The sequence below is a fragment of the Kitasatospora sp. NPDC096204 genome, from assembly GCF_044763205.1.
Taxonomy (GTDB): domain Bacteria; phylum Actinomycetota; class Actinomycetes; order Streptomycetales; family Streptomycetaceae; genus Kitasatospora.
In genome coordinates, this window is the sequence record NZ_JBIWFT010000021.1 from 136,058 (window position 1) to 157,626 (window position 21,569).

14 protein-coding genes are annotated in these 21,569 nt (G+C 73.0%); 7 read left to right on the top strand and 7 right to left on the bottom strand.

The genetic code is table 11. The features are described 5' to 3' along the window. The first annotated feature begins 168 nt into the window (after positions 1–168). From ACIQ87_RS23570 to ACIQ87_RS23585, 4 genes are all read left to right on the top strand, one after another. Complete coding sequence (locus tag ACIQ87_RS23570) at positions 169–1,902, top strand: ABC transporter ATP-binding protein (protein WP_402409823.1); 1,734 nt, start codon at positions 169–171, stop codon at positions 1,900–1,902. A gap of 197 nt (positions 1,903–2,099) precedes the next feature. Next, positions 2,100–3,998, top strand: a complete 1,899-nt coding sequence (locus tag ACIQ87_RS23575; protein ID WP_402409825.1) for an ABC transporter ATP-binding protein — start codon at positions 2,100–2,102, stop codon at positions 3,996–3,998. Positions 3,999–4,215: 217 nt separating this feature from the next. After that, positions 4,216–5,205, top strand: a complete 990-nt coding sequence (gene sigJ / locus ACIQ87_RS23580; protein WP_402409794.1) for an RNA polymerase sigma factor SigJ — start codon at positions 4,216–4,218, stop codon at positions 5,203–5,205. 88 nt (positions 5,206–5,293) lie between these two features. Next, a complete protein-coding gene (locus ACIQ87_RS23585) occupies positions 5,294–6,373 on the top strand; it encodes an NAD(P)/FAD-dependent oxidoreductase (protein ID WP_402409796.1) in 1,080 nt (359 codons plus the stop codon). A gap of 96 nt (positions 6,374–6,469) precedes the next feature. Here ACIQ87_RS23585 and lepA read toward each other — a convergent pair whose 3' ends face one another. Beyond that, the gene (gene lepA / locus ACIQ87_RS23590; protein ID WP_402409798.1) at positions 6,470–8,338 is read right to left on the bottom strand and encodes a translation elongation factor 4; all 1,869 of its coding nucleotides are present in this window, start codon (positions 8,336–8,338) and stop codon (positions 6,470–6,472) included. A gap of 341 nt (positions 8,339–8,679) precedes the next feature. On the opposite strand from lepA, the gene rpsT reads away from it, so the two are divergent. Both rpsT and ACIQ87_RS23600 read left to right on the top strand, forming a co-directional pair. Continuing rightward, the gene (gene rpsT, locus ACIQ87_RS23595) at positions 8,680–8,949 is read left to right on the top strand and encodes a 30S ribosomal protein S20 (RefSeq protein ID WP_350878230.1); all 270 of its coding nucleotides are present in this window, start codon (positions 8,680–8,682) and stop codon (positions 8,947–8,949) included. A gap of 447 nt (positions 8,950–9,396) precedes the next feature. Further along, a complete protein-coding gene (locus ACIQ87_RS23600; RefSeq protein WP_402409800.1) occupies positions 9,397–10,074 on the top strand; it encodes a hypothetical protein in 678 nt (225 codons plus the stop codon). A 113-nt stretch (positions 10,075–10,187) separates the two neighbouring features. Here ACIQ87_RS23600 and holA read toward each other — a convergent pair whose 3' ends face one another. Next, positions 10,188–11,186, bottom strand: a complete 999-nt coding sequence (gene holA / locus ACIQ87_RS23605) for a DNA polymerase III subunit delta (RefSeq protein ID WP_402409802.1) — start codon at positions 11,184–11,186, stop codon at positions 10,188–10,190. Positions 11,187–11,280: 94 nt separating this feature from the next. Between holA and ACIQ87_RS23610 the strand changes: the two genes are divergently transcribed. Continuing rightward, the gene (locus ACIQ87_RS23610; RefSeq protein WP_402409803.1) at positions 11,281–11,574 is read left to right on the top strand and encodes a hypothetical protein; all 294 of its coding nucleotides are present in this window, start codon (positions 11,281–11,283) and stop codon (positions 11,572–11,574) included. Positions 11,575–12,039: 465 nt separating this feature from the next. On the opposite strand, the gene ACIQ87_RS23615 is transcribed toward ACIQ87_RS23610, so the two are convergent. The 5 genes from ACIQ87_RS23615 to leuS form a co-directional block, all read right to left on the bottom strand. After that, positions 12,040–14,766 (bottom strand): ComEC/Rec2 family competence protein, encoded by a 2,727-nt coding sequence (locus ACIQ87_RS23615; RefSeq protein WP_402409804.1) that lies wholly within the window; start codon positions 14,764–14,766, stop codon positions 12,040–12,042. A gap of 69 nt (positions 14,767–14,835) precedes the next feature. Next, positions 14,836–15,858, bottom strand: a complete 1,023-nt coding sequence (locus ACIQ87_RS23620; protein ID WP_402409805.1) for a helix-hairpin-helix domain-containing protein — start codon at positions 15,856–15,858, stop codon at positions 14,836–14,838. A gap of 197 nt (positions 15,859–16,055) precedes the next feature. Continuing rightward, positions 16,056–16,901 (bottom strand): DegV family protein, encoded by an 846-nt coding sequence (locus tag ACIQ87_RS23625; RefSeq protein WP_402409807.1) that lies wholly within the window; start codon positions 16,899–16,901, stop codon positions 16,056–16,058. Between the two features lie 153 nt (positions 16,902–17,054). Continuing rightward, a complete protein-coding gene (locus tag ACIQ87_RS23630) occupies positions 17,055–17,888 on the bottom strand; it encodes a hypothetical protein (protein ID WP_402409808.1) in 834 nt (277 codons plus the stop codon). A 313-nt stretch (positions 17,889–18,201) separates the two neighbouring features. Next, complete coding sequence (leuS, locus tag ACIQ87_RS23635) at positions 18,202–21,093, bottom strand: leucine--tRNA ligase (RefSeq protein ID WP_402409810.1); 2,892 nt, start codon at positions 21,091–21,093, stop codon at positions 18,202–18,204. Positions 21,094–21,569: the final 476 nt, after the last annotated feature.

Below are 21,569 nucleotides of genomic sequence, written 5' to 3' on the forward strand. Positions count from 1 at the left end.
AGAGGGCAGCACCCGACGGCACGCCCCCGCACCCCCCGTGCCGCACCCGGCCGTAGGGCAAAGGCCGGGCAAACCCCCGGTTCCCACACGCCGAATGGCCCGCGCGGCACCATGGACCACCCAGAATTAGGGGTGGCCAACCCGACCGGCGACGACAAGAGTGTGCTAGTGCTGATCAGACTGCTGAGGGCGTACCTGCGCCCGTACTCCCGACCGATCACCCTGCTGGTGCTGCTCCAGCTGGTGTCCACCCTCGCGGCGCTCTACCTGCCGACACTCAACGCCGACATCATCGACGACGGTGTGGTCAAGGGCGACACCGGCTACATCCTGCGCGTCGGCGGGGTGATGATCGCCGTCACCGTCGTCCAGGCCCTGTGCTCCATCGGCGCCGTCTTCATCGGCGCCCGCACCGCCATGGCGTTCGGCCGCGACGTCCGCGCCGCCGTCTTCGACCGCGTGCAGAGCTTCTCCGCCCGCGAGGTCGGCCAGTTCGGCGCGCCCTCGCTGATCACCCGCACCACCAACGACGTCCAGCAGGTCCAGATGCTCGCCCTGATGAGCTTCACGCTCATGGTCGCCGCACCGATCATGTGCGTCGGCGGCATCATCATGGCGCTCAACCAGGACGTCCCGCTGTCCGGCCTGCTGCTCGCCGTCATCCCCGCGCTCGGCGTCGTCGTCCTCCTCCTGGTCCGCGCGCTGCGCCCCAAGTTCCGCAGCATGCAGGAGCGGATCGACACCGTGAACCGGGTGCTGCGCGAGCAGATCACCGGCATCCGCGTCATCCGCGCCTTCGTCAAGGACGACCAGGAGCAGGCCCGCTTCGCCGGCGCCAACGAGGACCTCACCGACGTCGCCCGCCAGGTCGGCCGACTGATGTCCGTCATGTTCCCCGCCGTCATGCTGGTGGTGAACGTCTCCAGCGTCGCCGTGCTCTGGTTCGGCGCCCACCGCATCGACAGCGGCGCCATGGAGATCGGCGCGCTCACCGCGTTCCTCTCCTACCTGATGCAGATCCTGATGAGCGTCATGATGGCCACCTTCATGTTCATGATGGTGCCGCGCGCCGAGGTCTGCGCCGAGCGCATCGAAGAGGTCCTCGGCACCCACAGCAGCGTCGTCCCGCCCACCACCCCCGTCACCGAGACGGCACGCCGCGGCAACCTGGAACTGCGCGACGTCGACTTCCGCTACCCCGGCGCCGAGGCCTCGGTGCTGCGCGGCATCGACCTCACCGCCCGCCCCGGCGAGACCACCGCCATCATCGGCTCCACCGGCAGCGGCAAGTCCACCCTGCTCGGCCTCGTCCCCCGGCTCTTCGACGCCACCTCCGGCCGGGTCCTGATCGACGGCGTGGACGTCCGCGAGCTCGCCCCCGCCGCGATCGCCGAGAGCGTCGGCATCGTCCCGCAGAAGCCCTACCTCTTCTCCGGCACCGTCGCCAGCAACCTCCGCTACGGCCGGCCCGACGCCACCGACGAGGAACTCTGGCACGCCCTGGAGATCGCCCAGGCCAAGGAGTTCGTCGAGAAGCTCCCCGAAGGCCTGGACGCCCCCATCGCCCAGGGCGGCGGCAACGTCTCCGGCGGCCAGCGCCAACGCCTGGCCATCGCCCGGACCCTCGTCCGCCGGCCCTCCGTCTACCTCTTCGACGACTCCTTCTCCGCGCTGGACTACGCCACCGACGCCAAGCTCCGCAAGGCCCTCGCCCGCGAGACCTCCGACGCCACCGTCCTGATCGTCGCCCAGCGCGTGTCCACCATCCGCGACGCCGACCGGATCATCGTCCTCGACGAGGGCGCCGTCGTCGGCACCGGAACCCACCACGAACTGATGGCCGACAACCCGACGTACCGGGAGATCGTGCTCTCCCAGCTCACCGAGCAGGAGGCGGCGTGACCAGCCCCGGAAAGCCCGAACTGAACAAGGGCCCGGCCCCGAGAGCCGCCGCCCCCGCGGACGCCCCCGAGCAGGCCGGCCTCACCAAGGACGCCCCGACGGCCGACCTCGCGAAGGACGCCCCCAAGCCCGCCGAACTGCCCAGCGACTCGCAGGCCGCCGCCGCCCGCCGCGGCCCGGCCGGCCCCGGCCGCTTCATGGGCGGCCAGGGCGCCGAGAAGTCCATGGACTTCAAGGGCTCCGGCAAGCGCGTCCTCGGCCTGCTGCGCCCCGAACGCAACACCCTGATCGGCGTCCTGATCCTCGGCGTGCTCGGCATCGGCTGCGCCGTCATCGGCCCCAAGATCCTCGGCGACGCCACCGACCTCATCTTCGCCGGCGTCATCGGCGCCCGCTTCCCCGCCGGCGCATCCAAGGACCAGGTCATCGAAGGGCTCCGCGCCCACGGCGACGGCGGCGTCGCCGACCTGCTCTCCGCCGTCGACTTCACCCCCGGCCAGGGCATGGACTTCGGCGCCATCGGCACCGTCCTGCTCTGGGTGCTCGGCATCTACGTCGTCTCCGCCCTCTTCGGCATCGTCCAGGGCCGGCTCGCCACCCGGGCCATCCAGGCCGCCGGCTACCGGCTGCGCCAGGACGTCGAGGCCAAGCTCGCCCGGCTGCCGCTCAGCTACTTCGACAAGCAGCCGCGCGGCGAGGTGCTCAGCCGGGTCACCAACGACATCGACAACATCGGCCAGTCCATGCAGCAGACCCTGGGACAGGTCGTCAACTCGCTGCTCACCGTGGTCGGCGTGCTCGCGATGATGTTCTGGATCTCCCCGCTGCTCGCCGTGATCGCGCTGGTCTCGGTGCCCGTCTCGGTGGTCGTCGCCACCAAGGTCGGCAAGCGGGCCCAGCCGCAGTTCGTCCAGCAGTGGATGTCCACCGGCCAGCTCAACGCCCACATCGAGGAGATGTACACCGGCCACACCCTGGTCAAGGCGTTCGGGCGCCAGCAGGAGTCCGCAGAAACCTTCCGCGCGCACAACGAGGCGCTCTACCAGGCCAGCTACAAGGCCCAGTTCATCTCCGGCATCATCCAGCCCGCGATGATGCTGATCGGCAACCTCCAGTACGTGCTGGTCGCCGTCGTCGGCGGTCTGCGGGTGGCCAACGGCGCGCTGTCCATCGGTGACGTCCAGGCGTTCATCCAGTACTCGCGGCAGTTCAGCCAGCCGCTCACCCAGGTCGCCAGCATGGCCAACCTGGTGCAGTCCGGCGTCGCCTCCGCCGAGCGCGTCTTCGAGCTGCTGGACGCCCCCGAGCAGAGCCCCGAGCCGGCCATGCCCGAACGGCCCGGCGTGGTGCACGGCCGGGTCGCCTTCCAGGACGTGTCCTTCCGCTACGACCCCGAGAAGCCGCTCATCGAGGACCTCTCGCTCAAGGTCGAACCCGGCCAGACCGTCGCCATCGTCGGCCCCACCGGCGCCGGCAAGACCACCATGGTCAACCTGCTGATGCGTTTCTACGAGGTCAGCTCCGGACGGATCACCCTCGACGGCGTGGACATCGCCGCGATGTCCCGCGAGGAACTGCGCTCCGGCATCGGCATGGTGCTCCAGGACACCTGGCTGTTCGGCGGCAGCATCGCCGACAACATCGCCTACGGCGCCGAGTCGGCCACCCGCGAACAGGTCATCGAGGCCGCCAAGGCCGCCCACGTCGACCGCTTCGTGCGCACCCTGCCGGACGGCTACGACACCGTCATCGACGACGAGGGCGCCGGCGTCAGCGCCGGCGAGAAGCAGCTGATCACCATCGCCCGGGCGTTCCTCGCCCAGCCGTCCATCCTGGTCCTGGACGAGGCGACCAGCTCCGTCGACACCCGCACCGAGGTGCTCATCCAGCGGGCCATGGCCCGGCTGCGCACCGGCCGCACCAGCTTCGTGATCGCCCACCGGCTCTCCACCATCCGGGACGCCGACGTGATCCTGGTGATGGAGAACGGCTCGATCGTCGAGCAGGGCTCGCACGACGAACTGATCGCCGCCGACGGCGCCTACGCCCGGCTCTACCAGGCGCAGTTCGCCGAGGCCGTGGTCGAGATGGACTGACGTCCCACCAGCCGGCGGGCCGGGGCGGGGACTTCCCGCCCCGGCCCGCCGCGTTTCGGTCCGTCGCGTTTCGGCCCGTGGTGCTTCGGCCCGTGGTGCTTCGGCCCGTGCTGCTTCGGTCCGTCGCGCTTCGGCCCGTCATGCTTCGGCCCGTCGCGCTTCGGCCCTGCGCGCCCCGGTCGTTTACGCCCCGGGCACCGCGCGCTACCTTGGGCCGGTGATCGACGACCAGGCCCCGGACGGCCCGGACGGCCCGGACTCCTCCGGCGCTCCGGGCGGCCCCGGCACTCCGGACGCTCCGGGTGGCACGGACGCCTTCGAGGCGAACCGCCGCTACCTCGGCTCGGTCGCCTACCGGCTGCTCGGCTCGTTCACCGACGCCGAGGACGTCCTCCAGGACGCCTGGCTGCGCTGGCAGGCCGCCGACCGCACCGCCGTCGCCGACCCGCGCGCCTTCCTCACCACCGTCGTCACCCGGCTCTGCTACGACCAGCTGGGCTCCGCCCGCGCCCGCCGCGAGGCCTACTACGGCGAGTGGCTGCCCGAACCGGCCGTCACCTACACCGACGGCCCCGACTCCCCCGCCGAGCTGGCCGAACGCGGCGAGTCCGTCTCGCTCGCCCTGCTCGCCGTGCTGGAGCAGCTCACCCCCGCCGAACGGGCCGCCTTCGTGCTGCACGACGTCTTCGCGGTCGGCTTCGAGGAGATCGGCACCTCCCTGGAACGCACCCCCGACGCCGCCCGGCAGCTCGCCTCCCGGGCCCGCCGCCGGGTCCGCGACGGCGGCCGGACACAGGAGCGCCCCCGGCGCACCGGCGGGGCCGACCGGGCCGAGCACCGCCAGGCCGTCGAGGCCTTCGCCGCCGCCAGCACCCGCGGCGACATCCTCGCCCTGATGGAGATCCTCGACCCCGACGTGGTCTGGCACTCCGACGGCGGTGGCATCGTCCGCGCCGGGGTCCGCCCGATCCACGGCGCCGACCGGGTCGCCCGGATGGTCGCCGGCCTGGTCGCCAAGTGGCTCACCCCCGACCTGGACACCACCGGCGCGGTGGTCAACGGCGAGCCCGGACTGGTCTGGTACGACCGGGCCACCGGCGCGGTCGGCGGCGTCCTGGCCTTCACCGTGGCCGACGGCCGGATCACCGAGGCGTACGTCGTGGTCAACCCCGAGAAGCTCGCCCGCATCCCCGCCGTGGAGCTGTGACACGGGTCACGGTCACACCCCGGCCGGCCGCGTCGTCCCCTTCCCGAACAGCGCTCCACCGGAGCGCCCTCGCGAGGAGGCGGACGAGATGAGCAGCACCACCACCGGGCAGCGGATCGTCGTACTGGGCGCCGGCTACGCCGGGCTCACCGCGGCCAAGGGCGCCGCACGGCAGCACGCCGTCACCCTGGTCGCCCCCGAGGAGCGGATCCTGCACCGCATCCGCCGGCACGAGACCGCGGCCGGCCGCGGCCGCGACTGGCCCACCATCGGCGAACTCACCCGCGGCGGCCGGGTCACCCACCGCCGGGCCCGGGCCGTCGGACTCGACCTGGCCGCGCACAGGGTCCAGCTGGACGACGGCAGCACCCTCGCGTACGACACCCTGGTCCACGCCCTCGGCAGCCGCACCGCCTGGCACGGCGTCCCCGGCGCCGAACAGCTCGCCTACTCGGCGGAGCGCGCCGACGAACTGCGCCGCCGGATCGGCGCGACCGACCGGCCCGGCACCCTCGCCGTGGTCGGCGGCGGCGCCACCGGCATCGAACTGGCCACCGAACTCGCCGAGGCCCATCCGGACCTGCAGGTGCGGATCGTCGCCTCCGGCCTGGTCGGCGGCATCTACTCGGCCAAGGGCCGGGCCCACGTCCGGCGCGTCCTCGCCCGGCTCGGCGTGACCGTCCACGAGAACGCCACCGTCACCGAGGTCACCCCGGACGGGCTGCGCACCACCGCCGGCCCGGTCGACGCCGACCTCACCGTCTGGGCGGCCTCGCTGGAGCCGCACCCGCTGGCCGCCGAGGCCGGACTGGCCGTGGACGAGCGCGGCCGGGCCCTGGTGGACGACCACCTGCGGTCGGTCTCCCACCCGGACGTCCATGTGATCGGCGACGCCGCCGCCGTCACCGTCCCCGGCGTCGGCACCCTGCGGATGGGCTGCGCCACCGCCCTGCCGCAGGGCCAGTACCTCGGCAAGCTGCTGGCGGGGCGCACCTCGGACCCGTTCTCGTTCCGGTACGTGGTGCAGTGCGTGAGCCTCGGCCGGCGGGACGGGCTGCTCCAGGTGGTCCGCCCGGACGACTCGATGCGGCCCACCGTGTTCACCGGCACCGCCGGGCGGCTGGCGAAGGCGGCGATCGTCACCGTGGTGCTCAACAGCCTGAAGTAGCCCGCCGGACGGGCGCGGGCGGAGGGGCCCCGGAAACGCCGGAAGGGCCCGGGCGGGTGCCCGGGCCCTTCCGGCGCGCGTCGCCGCCCGCCGCCGTTACTTCTTCTCCTTCGGCGGCTCGGCGTCGGTGGACAGCGCGGCGATGAAGGCCTCCTGCGGGACCTCCACGCGGCCGACCATCTTCATCCGCTTCTTGCCTTCCTTCTGCTTCTCCAGCAGCTTCCGCTTACGGGAGATGTCACCGCCGTAGCACTTGGCGAGGACGTCCTTGCGGATCGCGCGGACCGTCTCGCGGGCGATCACCCGGGAGCCGATGGCCGCCTGGATCGGCACCTCGAACTGCTGGCGGGGGATGAGCTTCTGGAGCTTGCCCGCCATCATGACGCCGTAGTTGTAGGCCTTGTCCTTGTGGACGATCGCGGAGAAGGCGTCCACCGCGTCGCCGTGCAGCAGGATGTCGACCTTGACCAGCTGGGCAGTCTGCTCGCCGATGGGCTCGTAGTCCAGCGAGGCGTAGCCGCGGGTCTTGGACTTCAGCTGGTCGAAGAAGTCGAAGACGATCTCCGCGAGCGGCAGGGTGTAGCGCAGCTCGACCCGGTCCTCGGACAGGTAGTCCATGCCCTGGAGGTTGCCGCGGCGGGACTGGCAGAGCTCCATGATCGCGCCGACGAACTCGTTGGGCGCGAGGATGGTGCCGCGCACGACCGGCTCGTACACCTCGGCGATCTTGCCGACCGGGAACTCGCTCGGGTTGGTGACGGTGTGCTCGCTGCCGTCCTCCATGATCACCCGGTAGACCACGTTCGGGGCGGTGGAGATCAGGTCGAGGTTGAACTCGCGCTCCAGGCGCTCCCGGATGATCTCCAGGTGCAGCAGGCCGAGGAAGCCACAGCGGTAGCCGAAGCCGAGCGCGACCGAGGTCTCCGGCTCGTACACCAGGGCGGCGTCGTTGAGCCGCAGCTTGTCCAGGGCGTCGCGCAGCAGCGGGTAGTCCGAGCCGTCCAGCGGGTAGAGGCCGGAGAACACCATCGGGCGCGGGTCCTTGTAGCCGCCGAGCGGCTCGGTGGCACCCTTGTGCATCGAGGTGATCGTGTCACCGACCTTGGACTGCCGGACGTCCTTCACACCGGTGATGATGTAGCCCACCTCGCCGACACCGAGGCCGTCAGCGACCTTCGGCTCGGGCGAGATGACGCCGATCTCCAGCAACTCGTGGGTGGCGCCGGTGGACATCATCGAGATGCGCTCGCGCTTGGTGAGCTGGCCGTCGACGACACGGACGTAGGTGACCACGCCGCGGTACGAGTCGTACACCGAGTCGAAGATCATCGCGCGGGCCGGGGCGTCCTTGACGCCGACCGGGGCCGGGATGGTGTTGACGATGTGGTCGAGCAGGTCCTCGACGCCCAGGCCGGTCTTGGCGCTGACCTGGAGCACGTCGGAGGGGTCGCAGCCGATGATGTGGGCGATCTCGGCGGCGTACTTCTCCGGCTGGGCGGCCGGCAGGTCGATCTTGTTGAGGACCGGGATGATCGTGAGGTCGTTCTCCAGCGCCAGGTACAGGTTGGCGAGGGTCTGCGCCTCGATGCCCTGGGCCGCGTCGACCACCAGGATGGTGCCCTCGCACGCGGCGAGGGAACGGGACACCTCGTACGTGAAGTCCACGTGGCCGGGGGTGTCGATCATGTTGAGGATGTGCGTCGTCCCGGCGTTCGGCCCGGTCTTCGGCGCCCACGGGAGGCGGACCGCCTGCGACTTGATGGTGATGCCGCGCTCACGCTCGATGTCCATGCGGTCGAGGTACTGGGCGCGCATCTGCCGGGGGTCGACGACGCCGGTGATCTGCAGCATCCGGTCTGCGAGCGTCGACTTGCCGTGGTCGATGTGGGCGATGATGCAGAAGTTGCGGATCAGCGCCGGGTCGGTACGGCTGGGCTCTGGCACATTGCTGGGGGTCGCGGGCACCTTGGTCCGATTCTCCGTTGGTCCGGGGCCGGGGGTGTCCGGGTCATCGCTGACCGGTTTTCCCGGGGACCGGACAGTCTCGTCCGATCGAAATAGTTCCTCCCATCTTCCCACGAGCACGGGGTGGGCTGCCGGTCGGGCACGGGAGGGGCCCGGTCGGGCGCTGTGCGGGCCCCGGTCGGGCGCCGGGAGGGGCCTTCCGCGGGCGGCCGGTTTGGGGTGCGCAGCGGGCCCCTGGTAGCGTGGGCTGCTGCACCTGGCCTCGGCATGCCCTCTCAGCTGGACCGAAGGCCGCCGGGTGTGACCCCGTTCAAATCTTTCAGACAGACTGAGGCTCCTTCGTGGCGAACATCAAGTCCCAGATCAAGCGCAACAAGACCAACGAGAAGGCGCGCCTGCGCAACAAGGCCGTCAAGTCCTCGCTGAAGACCGCTCTGCGCAAGGCCCGTGAGGCCGCTGCCGCCGGCGAGACCGAGAAGGCCACCGTGCTGGCCCGCGCCGCCTCCAAGGCGCTGGACAAGGCCGTGAGCAAGGGCGTCATCCACGCCAACCAGGCCGCCAACAAGAAGTCGGCCATCACCAAGCGCGTCAACGCGGCCGTCCAGGCCTGACGCCCCTGGGGGCTGTGCCCCCACCGCTTCGGGTCGACCGGCCCTCTACCCGGACCCCGAGGCGCGTAAGACTCGCACCGCACGCGGCCTGCGTTCGCCACGCGGGTGCGGTGCAACGAAGCAATGCGGCAGGCGCCGCAGTCGGCCTCCTCTCCGGAGGCCACTGCGGCGCCTGTCGCGTTTCGCGGTCCGGCCGCTATGGTCGGTCAGGTTCGACCGGGGTGCGGGGAGCACTCCGGCGCCAGGTTCAGGGGGACTTCCATGACGACGCCACCGCCGCCGCCACCGGCACAGAACGGACCCGGATACGGCTTCCCGCCGCAGCAGCCGGGCGGGGGCGCGCAGCCCGCACCGGGGGCTCTCGGGGCTCCGGGGGCTCCGGGGGCTCCGGGACCGGCGGGAGCCGGCGGCTTCGGACCGCCGCCTGGGCTGCCCACCGCACCCGGCATGGCCCCCGTCTCCGGAATGCCCCCGGGAGCCGCCCCCGCGAGGAGTGGGAACCTGCGGCGCAACGCCGTCTGGGCGTTCGTCGGCGCGGTGATCGTCTCGGCCGGCTGGGCCGCCGCCGTGATGGCGATCCCCGGCCTGGTCAGCAGCGACTCCTCGCCGCGCGGCCTGCGCGGCTACCACCTCTCCGACGACTTCTGCACCACCGGGAAGCCCACCAAGCTCCTCCAGACGTACTCCGTCTCGGACAGCTCCGCGCCGACCCACCACACCGACCGGCACCCGGCGCTGGACAGCATGAACTGCTCGATGTCGCTCAAGCGCACCGGTGGCAGCGACAGCGAGTACGCCAACCTCTACATGCGCGCCGACCTGCACAAGGCGGTCAACCCGGCGCCCGAGCTGGCGGCCAACAAGGAGCTCTACCGGGCGCGCGGCTACCAGGTCACCGACATCGCGGGGATCGGCGAGGAGGCGTACTTCCTGTACAAGGACGACGGCTCGGGCCAGTACCACAGCGTCTACGCCGAGCTGGACATCCTCGACGGCGGGATGACGTACTACATCAACTACACGGCCAGCTACACCGAGGGCAAGGGCAAGCCACCGTCCAGGGAGGAGCTGCGCGGCGCCCTCCAGTCCGACGGGCAGGACGCCGTGCGGGCCATGAAGAAGTAGGCCCGGGCCTCGCCGCGCCGTACGTCGGCCGCTTCCGGGCGTGAGCCGCTCTCGGACTCCGGCGGACGGGCAGGCCGACAGGCGGGCGCCCCCGGTGCCGACAGGCGGGCCGGTCAGTAGGCGGGCCGGGAGCCCGCCCGGGCGGCCCGGGCGACGGCGACCACCGCGCGCTCCAGGGCGTAGGCCGGGTCGTCCGAGCCGCCCTTGACGGCGGCGTCGGCCTGGGCGATCGCGGTCAACGCGGTGGCCACGCCGTCACCCGTCCAGCCGCGCATCTGCTGGCGGACCCGGTCGACCTTCCACGGCGGCATGCCCAGCTCGCGCGCCAGGTCACCCGGACGCATGTTCCGCCCGGCGCTCGCCAGCCGGCCGATGCTGCGCACCCCGGAGGCCAGCGCGTAGGTGATGCCGGTCGGCGGCTGGCCGACGGCCAGCGCCCAGCGCAGCCGCTCCAGCGCCTCCGCGGCCCGGCCGGTGACGGCCAGGTCCGCCACCTCGAAGCCGGTCGCCTCGGCGCGGCCGCTGTAGTAGCGGGCCACCACCGTCTCGTCGATCGTGCCCTCGACGTCCGAGGTCAGCTGGTGGCAGGCGGCCGCCAGCTCGCGCAGGTCGCTGCCGAGCGCGTCGAGCAGCGCCTGGCAGGCCTCCGGGGTCGCCGAGCGGCCCAGGGTGCGGAACTCGCCCTTGACGAAGGCCAGCCGCTCGCTCGCCTTGGCCAGCTTGGCGCAGGCCACCTCGCGCCCGCCGGCCTTGCGCCCGGCGTCCAGCAGCCCCTTGCCCTTGGCGCCGCCGGCGTGCACCAGCACCATGATCACTTCCTCGGCCGGGGCCTCGATGTACGCCTTGACCTCCTTCACGGAGTCGGCGGAGAGGTCCTGCGCGGCCCGGACCACGATCACCTTGCGCTCGGCGAACAGCGACGGTGTGGTCAGCTCCGCCAGGCTGCCCGGCTGCAGGCCGCCGGGGGGCAGGTCCCGCACGTCGGTGTCCGGGTCCGCCGCCTTCGCCGCCGCCACCACCTGGGCGACCGCACGGTCCAGCAGCAGCTCCTCCTGGCCGACCGCGAGGGTCAGCGGGGCGAGCAGGTCGTCGGGTGCACTCTTCCTGGCCATCGCGTACCAGCATCCCACGGTCCGCGGACACTCCCGACGGACCGCTGGCGCTCCCGCCCGACGCAGCGGGCGGCCCGACCTGGACAATGACGGGGTGACCGAGAACAGCACCACCGATCTCCCGGACGTCGACGACCCGTACGCCCGGCAACTGCTCGTCCTGCCCGACCGCGACACCGCCGAGGAAGCCGCCGAGGAGCTCGGCGCCACCCAGCCCGACCTCGGCGAGCTCGAAGTCGTCCGCGACGCGCTCGCGGGCGAGGACGACGCCGAGGACGCCCAGTGGCTGATCGTGGCCGAAGCCCCGGAGAACGGCTGGACGCCCGCACTGCTCCACGCCCTCGACACCCTCGCGGCCGGCTACGAGGGCTGGCGCGAGGACGCCTGAGAGCAGCAGGGCCGGTGCCCGGCGCCTTCCGGATCAGAGGCGCGGGAGACCAGGGGCACCCAGGCGACCACTCCCCCGCACGGTCTGAACCGCGGATCCAGGGCCCTCACCTCTGCTGCCCTGGAGTGCCGCGGCGCTCTGCCCCCGGGCCGGGCTCCAAGGGATGAGGCTCTTCGCGGCGTGCTCCGGGCCGGGCCCGGAGCACGCCGCGACCGATTCCCGCATGGCTTCGCGCATGGCTTCGCGCATGGCTTCGCGCATGGCGTCGCGCGGTCCTGCGGCACCCGGCTGCGGGCTGCCCTTCACCTTGGGCTTGTGGCGTTTTCTCCGGCGCGCTCCGGGCCTGCCCGGAGCGCGCCGGAACGTTTCTGCTGGCCCCGCTCCCGCTCCTCTCCACTCCTCCCACCAACCCCCTACCCCATTCCCCTGCCCCACGTGGTTGGTGGGAGGAGGAGAGCGCGGGGGTCACTGAGGCGGGGCTCGGGGGGCGGCAGGGGTCTGCCCAGGGTGGGCGTGGGCGAGGGCTTGGGCTTCGGGGGTGCGGGCTTCACGGGCATGAGCTTCGGGGCTGTGGGCTTCGGGACTGTGGGCTTCACGGGAGTGCCCGCCACCCCCGCCGGGCCCGCCGTGGTGGCGCGGGTGGCGGGCCGCGTGGGTGGGCTGGGGGTGGACCGCGGCGCCGAGGGTGGCCGGGGAGTCGCCCGTCACCGCGATGTCCCCCTCTCGGTCGGTCCGCAGCACAGTGGCGCCGAGTGCGCGCAGGTGGTCGACCGTCCTCGGGGACGGGTGGCCGTACGGGTTGCCCTCACCGCAGGAGACCAGGGCCAGCCGGGGCCGCAGCGCACCCGCCAAGTCCCAGTCCTGGTAGGCCGATCCGTGATGCGCCACCTTCATGACGTCCACCCTCCCCACCCGGCCCAACAGCGCCGACTGGGCCTGCGGTTCGAGATCTCCGAGCAGTGCCATCCGTAGTCCTCCTGTCAGTGACACCATCAATGCGACGCTTGCGTTGTTCGGGCCCGGCGCTTCGACAGCCGCGTCGGGGACGGGCCACACCACCTCCCAGGCCAACTCTTGGCCGGCCGAGCGCCGTTCGCCCCGACCGGCTCTGAGCAATCGGAGACCGGCACCTGCGACCCAACCCGCCACTCGGGCGGCCTCGGCCGGCGGGTCGTCCAGCGTGGTGCCCTCGACCGCGCCGACCCTGCGCCCCCGCAACACCCCTGGCACGCCCTCGACGTGGTCGGCGTGGAAGTGCGTCAGCAGCAGTAAGGGCACCGTCGTGATGCCGAGGTCGCGCAGGCATCTGTCCGCGGCGTTCGGGTCCGGACCGGCATCGATCACCACCGCGCTGTCCGGCACGCCGGTCGACAGGGCCAACATGTCCCCCTGCCCGACGTCGCACACCACCAGTCGCCACCCCGGCGGTGGCCAGCCGGTGGCGATCCGGGTGAGTTGTGGCGGGCGCAGCAGCACGGCCAGCAGGACCGCCGTCAGCGCCCCCGTCACCAGGGCCCGGGCCCAGCGCCGCCGCTTGGGCGCGGGGTTTCCCGGTTCCGACCGCCGGGGCAGCAGGAGCGGCGCCGCCCAGCAGGTCGCCAGGACGGCCAGCGCGACCGTCGCCGTTCCGAACCACCCACCCGGCCACGCCAGTTGGCCGCCCGGCACTTCAGCGCCGCGTCGCGCCACCAGGGCGAGCCAGCCGGCCGGCACCCCGGCCGGTTCCGCCAGCAGACGGGCCAGGGCCGGAAGGAGCGGTTCCAGGGCGAGCACCCCGAAGCCGAGCAGTGTCGCCGGGGCCACCGCCAGCTCGGCCAGCAGGTTGCAGGGAATGCCGACCAGGCTGATGTGCCCGGACAGCACCACCGTCACCGGAGCGCACAGCGCCTGGGCGGCCGCCGCTGCCGCGAGCGCGCCCGCCAGGTGGTGCGGCCAGCGCCGGGCCCGCAGGGCCTCGGCCCAGTGCGGTCCGAGGACGAGCAGCCCGGCGGTGGCGAGCACCGAGAGCAGGAAACCGAACGAGCGCGCCAGGAACGGGTCCAGCAGGACCAGCACCAGGACCGCTCCGGCGAGCGCGGGCACCGCCTTGCGGGGACGGCCGGTGGCCAGGGCCAGCATGCCGATCAGCCCCGTCCCGGCTGCCCGCAGCACGCTGGGCTCAGGACGGCAGACGGTGACGAAGGCCAGCGTCAGCGCGGTGCCCAGCAGCGCACCGGTGCGCAGCGACAGCCCCAGCAGCGCGGCCAGCCCGCGCCGCTCCGGGGTACCGGCCTGCCCGGGCGCGCCCAGCAGCGCACCGAGGACGATCGCCAGGTTGGCCCCGCTGACCGCCACCAGATGGACCAGGTCGGTGGCCCGGAAGGCGTCGTCGAGGTCGTCGGGCAGCCGCGAGGTGTCGCCGACGACCAGCCCCGGGAGGAGTCCGCGCGCGTCCGCGGGAAGCCCGTCGGTGGCCGCGCGCAGGCCTTCGCGCAGCCGGCCGGCGATCCGCTGCGGCAGGCTCGGTGGGGCCAGTTGCCGGGGCGGCCCGTGGACGACCAGCAGTGCGGCGGACTCGCCGTCGTGGCCCTCCCCCGCCGGCCGCACCTCGGCCTCCGCGGCCAGCCGCTGGGACGGGAGCAGCCGCCGCCAGGGCTCGCTCTCCGCCCCTCGGGCCATGACGGTCACCGGTGTACGCGTGCGGGTGCTCCGCCCGTCCGGGAGCGGGGTGACGCGGTCGGCCACCGCGTCCACGGTGAGGAGCCTCTGCCCGCCGACGATGCCGCCCCGGGAGGTGTGGATCTTCGGATCCCCGGCGACGGTCAGCTCCACGTCCACCACCGGAGCGGACGCGCCCGGCGTTCGTGGTCCGGCGGCCATGGACGCACGGGCGAGCGCCGGTAGCGGCCCCCGGTGAAGATCGGCGGTGTGCAGCGGGGTGGCGATCGCGGCCGCCGCGCCCGTGAGCAGGACGGCGGCCAGCGTCGCCGCGGCCCCGTGCCGGCGCAGGGCTCCCGGCCTGGTGAGCAGCAGGACGGCCGCGAGCGCGGCAGTGCCGGCCACGGTGATGACGAGGGACTCGTACCCCGGTTCCAACCGCAGGAGCGCCGCCGTGACCGCCCAGGCCGAGACGGCGGGCAGCAGAAGCCGGAAGTCGGCTCCCGGAGACCGGGGTGCGGCGGCCGGGCCGACCGGCATGGTGGCGACGGACACGGCGGTACCTCCCTTCGATGGCTGGGCAAGCGGGCAGGGGGAACGGGCGGGGCGACAGCAGTGGAAGCGTCAGAGCGTCAGCAGCGGGCGGAGTTCCGCGTACGTTCGGGCGCCGATGCCGCTGACCTGCCGGAGTTGGTCGAGGGAGCGGAAGGAGCCGTGCGAGGTGCGGTAGGCGAGGATGCGCTGGGCGAGAGTGGGGCCGACGCCGGGCAGGGAATCGAGCTGTTCCAGCGTGGCGCGGTTGAGGCTGACGGGTGGTCGGGGCACGGCGGACCCAGGAGGTCCGCTGCCGCTCACGGCGGCCGGGGCGGGAGCGGGCTGCTGTTCTCCGACCAGGATCTGCTCGCCGTCCGTCAGAACACGGGCCAGGTTGAGGCTTCGGGTGTCCGTGTCCGGCAGCGGACCGCCTGCCGCCCGCAGCGCGTCGGCCACCCGGGAGCCGCCGGGCAGGGTGTGGAGGCCGGGGAGGTGGACCCGCCCGCCGATGTCCACGACGACGGCCGCCGCCCCGGTACCGGGGACGGTCGAGGCTACGGGCGCGGGCCCGGCCCTGGAATCGGCGGCAGAAGCGTCGGCGGGGACTGACGAATCGGACCCCGCCGGTGCCGCGACCGCTGCCAGCGCGGGCACCGCGACCGTCTGCGGGCGGGCCAGCCAGAAGTGCTGCACGGCGTAGCCGACCGCGAACAGCAGCAGGATGGCCAGCCCGGCCACCGCACGCCGGTCGAGCGCCAGCGCCGAGGCGAACGAGGGGAACGAACGGGGCCGCGGATGTGCCCCGGCCTCCGCCGGCTCCACGGCCTCGCCCTGCTCCGGCAGGCCGCCCCCGTCCGGCGAAACCGGCATTCCGGCCGGTGCCGCTGACGCCAACGGCACCGCCGATGGCGACATCGACGGCGACGGCGACATCGACGGCGGCCCGGTGGCAGCCGCAGGCCGCGCCCCCGTCGGCAGTGAGGCCGCCCCGGGCGAACCGCCGGCCGAGCTGCCCTCCGGCTCGTCACCCATCGGCAGCAGCGCGGCCATCCGCAGCCGCACCGTCTCGTTGATCGCGTGGCGCTTCGCCGCGCCCAGGCTCATGGTCGTCATGCCGAGGACGGTAGGAGTCCTCGGACGAGCGCGCGGAAATTGACGAAACCCTGTGGATAACCCGGGGGTTGTGGACAAAAAGCGTCACTCACAAGAGCGGACAGGACTGTCCTAAGTTGACCGAGCGGCCAGACGGGCCCACCAACGGGCCACCCGCCATCAGGCCGACAGGCCACCCACCACCAGCACCGCCCGCCTCAGCGCGGCGCGACCACCACCGCCAGCAGCCCCGGCCCGACGTGCGCGCCGATCACCGCCCCCACCTCGCCCACGTACAGCTCCCGCAGCCCCGGCACCCGGGCCCGCAGCCGCTCCGCGAGCGGTTCGGCCCGGTCCTCCGCCGCCAAATGGTGCACGGTGATGTCGACCTCCCGCTCCCCCGACCGCTCGACCGCGATCTCCTCCAGCCGCGCGATCGCCCGCGACGCCGTCCGCACCTTCTCCAGCGGTTCGATCCGCCCGCCGTCCAGGTGCAGCAGCGGCTTGACCGCCAGGGCCGAGCCGAGCAGCGCCCGAGCCGCCCCGATCCGACCGCCCCGGCGCAGGTGTTCCAGGGTGTCGACGTAGAAGAACCCGCTGGTCCCGGCCGCCCGCCGCACGGCCGCCTCCGCAGCCTCCGTCAGGCCTTGCCCGGCCGCGATGGCCTCGGCCGCCGACAGCACCCCGTACCCGAGCGCCATCCCGACCAGCCGGCTGTCCACCACCCGCACGGGTACGGGAGCCTCGGCGGCGGCCAGCCGGGCGGCCTCGACGGTGCCGGACAGTTCGCCGGAGATGTGCACCGAGACGATCCCCTTCGCCCCGGCCTCCGCGGCGGCCCGGTAGGTGGCGGCGAAGGTCTCCGGGTTCGGCCGGGAGGTGGTCACCCGCTGCTTGCCGCGCAGCGCCTCGGCGACGTCCTTCGGGGAGATCTCGACGCCCTCGCTCAGGACGGAGTCACCGACCGCGACGCTCAGCGGGACCACCGTGATCCCGTGCCGGTCGAGGGTCTCCTGCGGCAGATAGGCCGTGGAATCGGTGACAATCGCGAGGTCGGAGGGCATGAGCCGGAGGTTACTCTCCGTCGGTCCGGGAGGACAGCGCCTGGTCCGGGACGGCGGTGCCGGGCCCGGGCACCGGTCGAAAGCCTCGGGAGAAGGCCTCGGAGAAGGCCTCGGAGAAGGCCTCGGCCGAAGGCCTCGCGACGCGCCGCCGGCTCAGCCCACCGAGGGCCCCGTCGAAGGCCCGGCCGAGGGCTTGCGCAGCCGCTGCGCCAGCTTGGCCAGCGGATCGGCGAGCCCGAGCAGCTCCTCCGCGCTCGGGCGCCCCTTCCCGTCGGTCAGACCGGCCCGAGCCGCACCCCCGGCGGATCCCGCAGAACCCGCGGAACCCGCGAAACCGGCCGCCCCCGAAGAACGCGCGGCCCCCGACGTACCGGCGGGACCCGACATACGCCCAGCACCCGAGCCACCCGAGGCACTCCCGGCGGAACCGCCCCCCGCGACCCAGTGCCGCAGCGCCCCCGCCTCGCTCTCGCACTCCTGGCTCAGCCGGCTCAGCTCGTCCTCCGCGAACCGGTGCATCCGGTCCTGCGCGGCCCAGCGCATGGTCTCCGCCGAGTGCGTGATCCGCTCGGCCCGCTCGCGCAGCTGGGGCAGCTTGACGGCGATCCGCGCGGTGTCGGGCTCGCGCTCCAGCATCCGCAGCTCGCCGTCGAGCTCGGCCGCGTGCTCGTCGAGCCGCTTCAGCAGGGCCAGCGACTCGCCGAGCTGGCCGTCCTGTGCGAGGCCGCTCTCCAGCACCTGCCGGGTGCCGTCGAGCGAGGTCCGCAGGCCGAGCCGGACGGAGGCGATCTGCGCGGCCGGGCCGACCGTGGTGTACTTCTTCGCCTTGAGGGTGGCGGTCTGCACGGCCCGACGGGCGTTGGCCTCGTGCTTCTCGATCTTCGCGCCGACGGCCTTGGCGGCCTTGACGGTGCCGACCACGGCCAGCGCCATCACCGCGACCCCGATGAGCAGGACCAAGCCGATCATCACGCCGAACACGTCCATCGCGCGCCACCTTCCGCCGTCGTTCCGGCCCCCACCGGGCCCAACGCGGGCCGCATCGCCGAGGGTTCCACGGTAGCCCCCGGAAGCCTCCCGAGGGCAGCCCGAGCTGCCCCCGCGGACGGAGATCAGGGTCAGATCCGGGATCTCCCCGAGGGCCCCGACCAAGGCGAACACCCCCGCGAGCACCCCTCGCGCCCCCGTGGAACGCCGGACGGGCGGGCGCCCCGAAGGACACCCGCCCGACCAGAGCCCGCGAGAACTCCCGCGGGGCTCCCTCAGGAACCCCGCGAGAGCCCCGCGGCGACGACCGCACTCAGCCGGTGACGATGTTCACCAGCTTCGGCGCCCGCGCGATCACCTTCCGCACCTCGGCCCCGCCGATCGCCGCGACGACCACCGGCTCCGCCAGCGCCAGCGCCTCCAGCTCGGCGTCCGAGATGCCCGGCGAGACCTCCAGCCGCGCCTTGACCTTGCCCTTGATCTGGACCACGCAGGTCACCGTCTCGTCGACCACGTACGCCGGGTCGGCGACCGGGTAGTCGGTGTGCGCCAGCGAGTCGCCGTGGCCCAGGCGGCGCCACAGCTCCTCCGCGATGTGCGGGGCCAGCGGCGCGACCATCAGCACCAGCTGCTCGGCCACCGTCCGCGGCGTGGAACCGCGCTTGACCAGGTAGTTGTTCAGCTCGATGGCCTTGGCGACGGCCGTGTTGAAGCGCAGCCCGGACATGTCGCCGCGGATGCCGTCGATCGCCTTGTGCAGGGCGCGCAGCGTCGCCTCGTCCGCCTCCTCCTCGGTGACGACCAGCTCGCCGGTGGTCTCCGAGACGACGTTGCGCCACAGGCGCTGCAGGAAGCGGTAGGAGCCGACGACGGCGCGGGTGTCCCAAGGACGGGAGACGTCCAGCGGGCCCATCGACATCTCGTACAGGCGCAGGGTGTCGGCACCGTACTCGTCGGCGATGTCGTCCGGCGCGACGGCGTTCTTCAGGGACTTGCCCATCTTCCCGGCCTCGCGCTTGACCGGCTCGCCCTGCCAGAAGTACTGGCCGTCGCGCTCCTCGACCTCGGCGGCGGGCACCGGGAAGCCGCGCTCGTCGCGGTAGACGTCGGCGGTGATCATGCCCTGGTTGAACAGCTTGTGGAACGGCTCGACGGACGAGACGTGACCCAGGTCGTGCAGCACCTTGTGCCAGAAGCGCGCGTACAGCAGGTGCAGCACGGCGTGCTCGGCGCCGCCGACGTACAGGTCGGCGCCACCGGCCGGCTTGGTCTCCGTCGGGCCCAGCCAGTACCGCTCGTTGGCCGGGTCGACGACCGCGTCGGAGTTCGACGGGTCGACGTAGCGCAGCTCGTACCAGCAGGAACCGGCCCAGTTGGGCATGGTGTTGGTCTCGCGGCGGTACTTCCTGACGCCGTCGCCCAGGTCCAGTTCGACGTTGACCCAGGCCTCGTTGCGGGACAGCGGGGTCTCCGGCGAGGAGGAGGCGTCGTACGCGTCGTAGGTGCGCGGCGAGTAGTCGTCGACCTCGGGGACCTCGACCGGCAGCATCGACTCGGGCAGCGCGTGCATGACGCCGTCCTCGTCGTAGACGATCGGGAAGGGCTCGCCCCAGTACCGCTGGCGGCTGAACAGCCAGTCGCGCAGGCGGTAGTTGACGGTGCCCTCGCCGATGCCGCGCTCGGCCAGCCAGGCGGTGACGTGGGCCTTGGCCTCGACGACGCTCAGCCCGTCCAGGGACAGCGACGGATCGCCTTCGGAGCGGGCCGAGTTGACGATGACGGAGTCGTAGGTGTCGAACGCGTCGTCCCACTCGGCCGGGTCGGAGCCGCGCCCGTCCGTCGGCTCGACGACGCAGCGCATCGGCAGCGCGAAGGCGCGGGCGAACGCGAAGTCGCGGTGGTCGTGGGCGGGGACGGCCATGATGGCGCCGGTGCCGTAGCCCATCAGCACGTAGTCGGCGATGAAGACCGGCACGGACTCGCCGCTGACCGGGTTGACGGCGTAGGCGCCGGTGAAGACACCGGTCTTGACCTTGGCCTCGACCTGTCGCTCGACGTCCGACTTGGCGGCGGCCGTGGCGCGGTAGGCGGCGACGGCCTCGGCGGGGGTCGCGGCGCCGCCGGTCCACTCGGCGGGCACGTCCTCGGGCCAGGCGGCGGGGACGACGGAGTCGACCAGGTCGTGCTCGGGGGCCAGCACCATGTAGGTGGCGCCGAACAGGGTGTCGGGCCGGGTGGTGAAGACGGTGATCTTCCCGCCGTCGACGGCGAAGTCGACCCGGGCGCCCTCGGAGCGCCCGATCCAGTTGCGCTGCTGCAGCTTGATGGCCTCGGGCCAGTCCAGCAGGTCCAGGTCCTCGATCAGCCGGTCCGAGTACGCGGTGATGCGCATCATCCACTGGCGCAGGTTGGACTTGAACACCGGGAAGTTGCCGCGCTCGGAGCGGCCGTCCGCGGTGACCTCCTCGTTGGCCAGCACGGTGCCCAGGCCGGGGCACCAGTTGACCGGCACCTCCTTGGCGTAGGCCAGCCGGTACTCGCCCAGCACCTCGTCGCGCTCGGCGCCTGACAGCTCGGCCCAGGCGCGACCGCCCGGGACCTCACGCGCGCCGGACTCGAACGCGGCGACCAGCTCGGTGATCGGGCGGGCCTTGCGGGCGTCCTCGTCGTACCAGGAGTTGAAGATCTGCAGGAAGATCCACTGGGTCCAGCGGTAGTACTCCGGGTCGATCGTGGAGATCGAGCGGCGCGGGTCGTGGCCCAGGCCCAGCCGGCGCAGCTGCTGGCGCATGTTGGCGATGTTGGCCTCGGTGGAGACCCGCGGGTGGGTGCCGGTCTGCACCGCGTACTGCTCGGCGGGCAGGCCGAAGGCGTCGTAGCCCAGCGTGTGCAGCACGTTGTGGCCGGTCATCCGCTGGTAGCGGGCGAAGACGTCGGTGGCGATGTAGCCCAGCGGGTGGCCGACGTGCAGGCCCGCGCCCGAGGGGTACGGGAACATGTCCATGATGAAGCTGTGCGGCTTCGCGGCGACGTCGCCAGCCGCCGGGTCGGCCAGCGCACCGGTGGGGTTGGGGGCGTGGAAGGTGCCCTCCTTCTCCCAGATGTCCTGCCAGCGGGACTCGATCTCCGCCGCCAGCGCGGCGCTGTACCGGAACGGCTCGGTCGCGGTCTCGGCCGCGCCGGACGCAGGGGTCGTCTCGCTCATGGTCCTTCAAGCTCCATCGATGTCAGTTGGCGAACCGCACAGGGGGTTGGCCCGGAAACCCGGCCCGGGACGGGGTCGGGGGCGGAAAACAAAAAATCCCCTCGCAGGAGGGGACGCCACGCCGACTCCGGCACCGCCCGAGGGCGCAGCCGGTCCTGGTCAGCGCGGCCGGCTAAGGAGCAGGCGCACGGTTCGCATGGGCTCAGGGTACCGCAAGCGGCTCGACGGGCTGCGGGGTACACCGCCGGGGCGGCCGGCACGCAGGCCCACGGGCCCGCACGGAGGCCGCAAGGGTCCCTACGGAGGGCCGTGCGGGGCCGTGCCGGGCCCCGGACCGTGCGGCCCCCGGCCCCGTGCGGGCCCCGGCAGCACGGCCCCGCCCTAGCCCCGTCCTTCGCACATAACGAGTTCGGATGATGTGGTGATGCGACCGGTACCTCGGTGGGGTGCCGGTCGTTGAGCCTGGCGTGCCGATA

Coding starts and splice junctions, on each gene's coding strand:
- ACIQ87_RS23575 (WP_402409825.1), top strand. CDS start 2,100: ATGGGCGGCCAGGGCGCCGAGAAGTCCATGGACTTCAAGGGCTCCGGC.
- ACIQ87_RS23585 (WP_402409796.1), top strand. CDS start 5,294: ATGAGCAGCACCACCACCGGGCAGCGGATCGTCGTACTGGGCGCCGGC.
- ACIQ87_RS23600 (WP_402409800.1), top strand. CDS start 9,397: ATGGCCCCCGTCTCCGGAATGCCCCCGGGAGCCGCCCCCGCGAGGAGT.
- holA (WP_402409802.1), bottom strand. CDS start 11,186: ATGGCCAGGAAGAGTGCACCCGACGACCTGCTCGCCCCGCTGACCCTC.
- ACIQ87_RS23620 (WP_402409805.1), bottom strand. CDS start 15,858: ATGACGACCATGAGCCTGGGCGCGGCGAAGCGCCACGCGATCAACGAG.
- ACIQ87_RS23625 (WP_402409807.1), bottom strand. CDS start 16,901: ATGCCCTCCGACCTCGCGATTGTCACCGATTCCACGGCCTATCTGCCG.
- ACIQ87_RS23630 (WP_402409808.1), bottom strand. CDS start 17,888: ATGGACGTGTTCGGCGTGATGATCGGCTTGGTCCTGCTCATCGGGGTC.
- leuS (WP_402409810.1), bottom strand. CDS start 21,093: ATGAGCGAGACGACCCCTGCGTCCGGCGCGGCCGAGACCGCGACCGAG.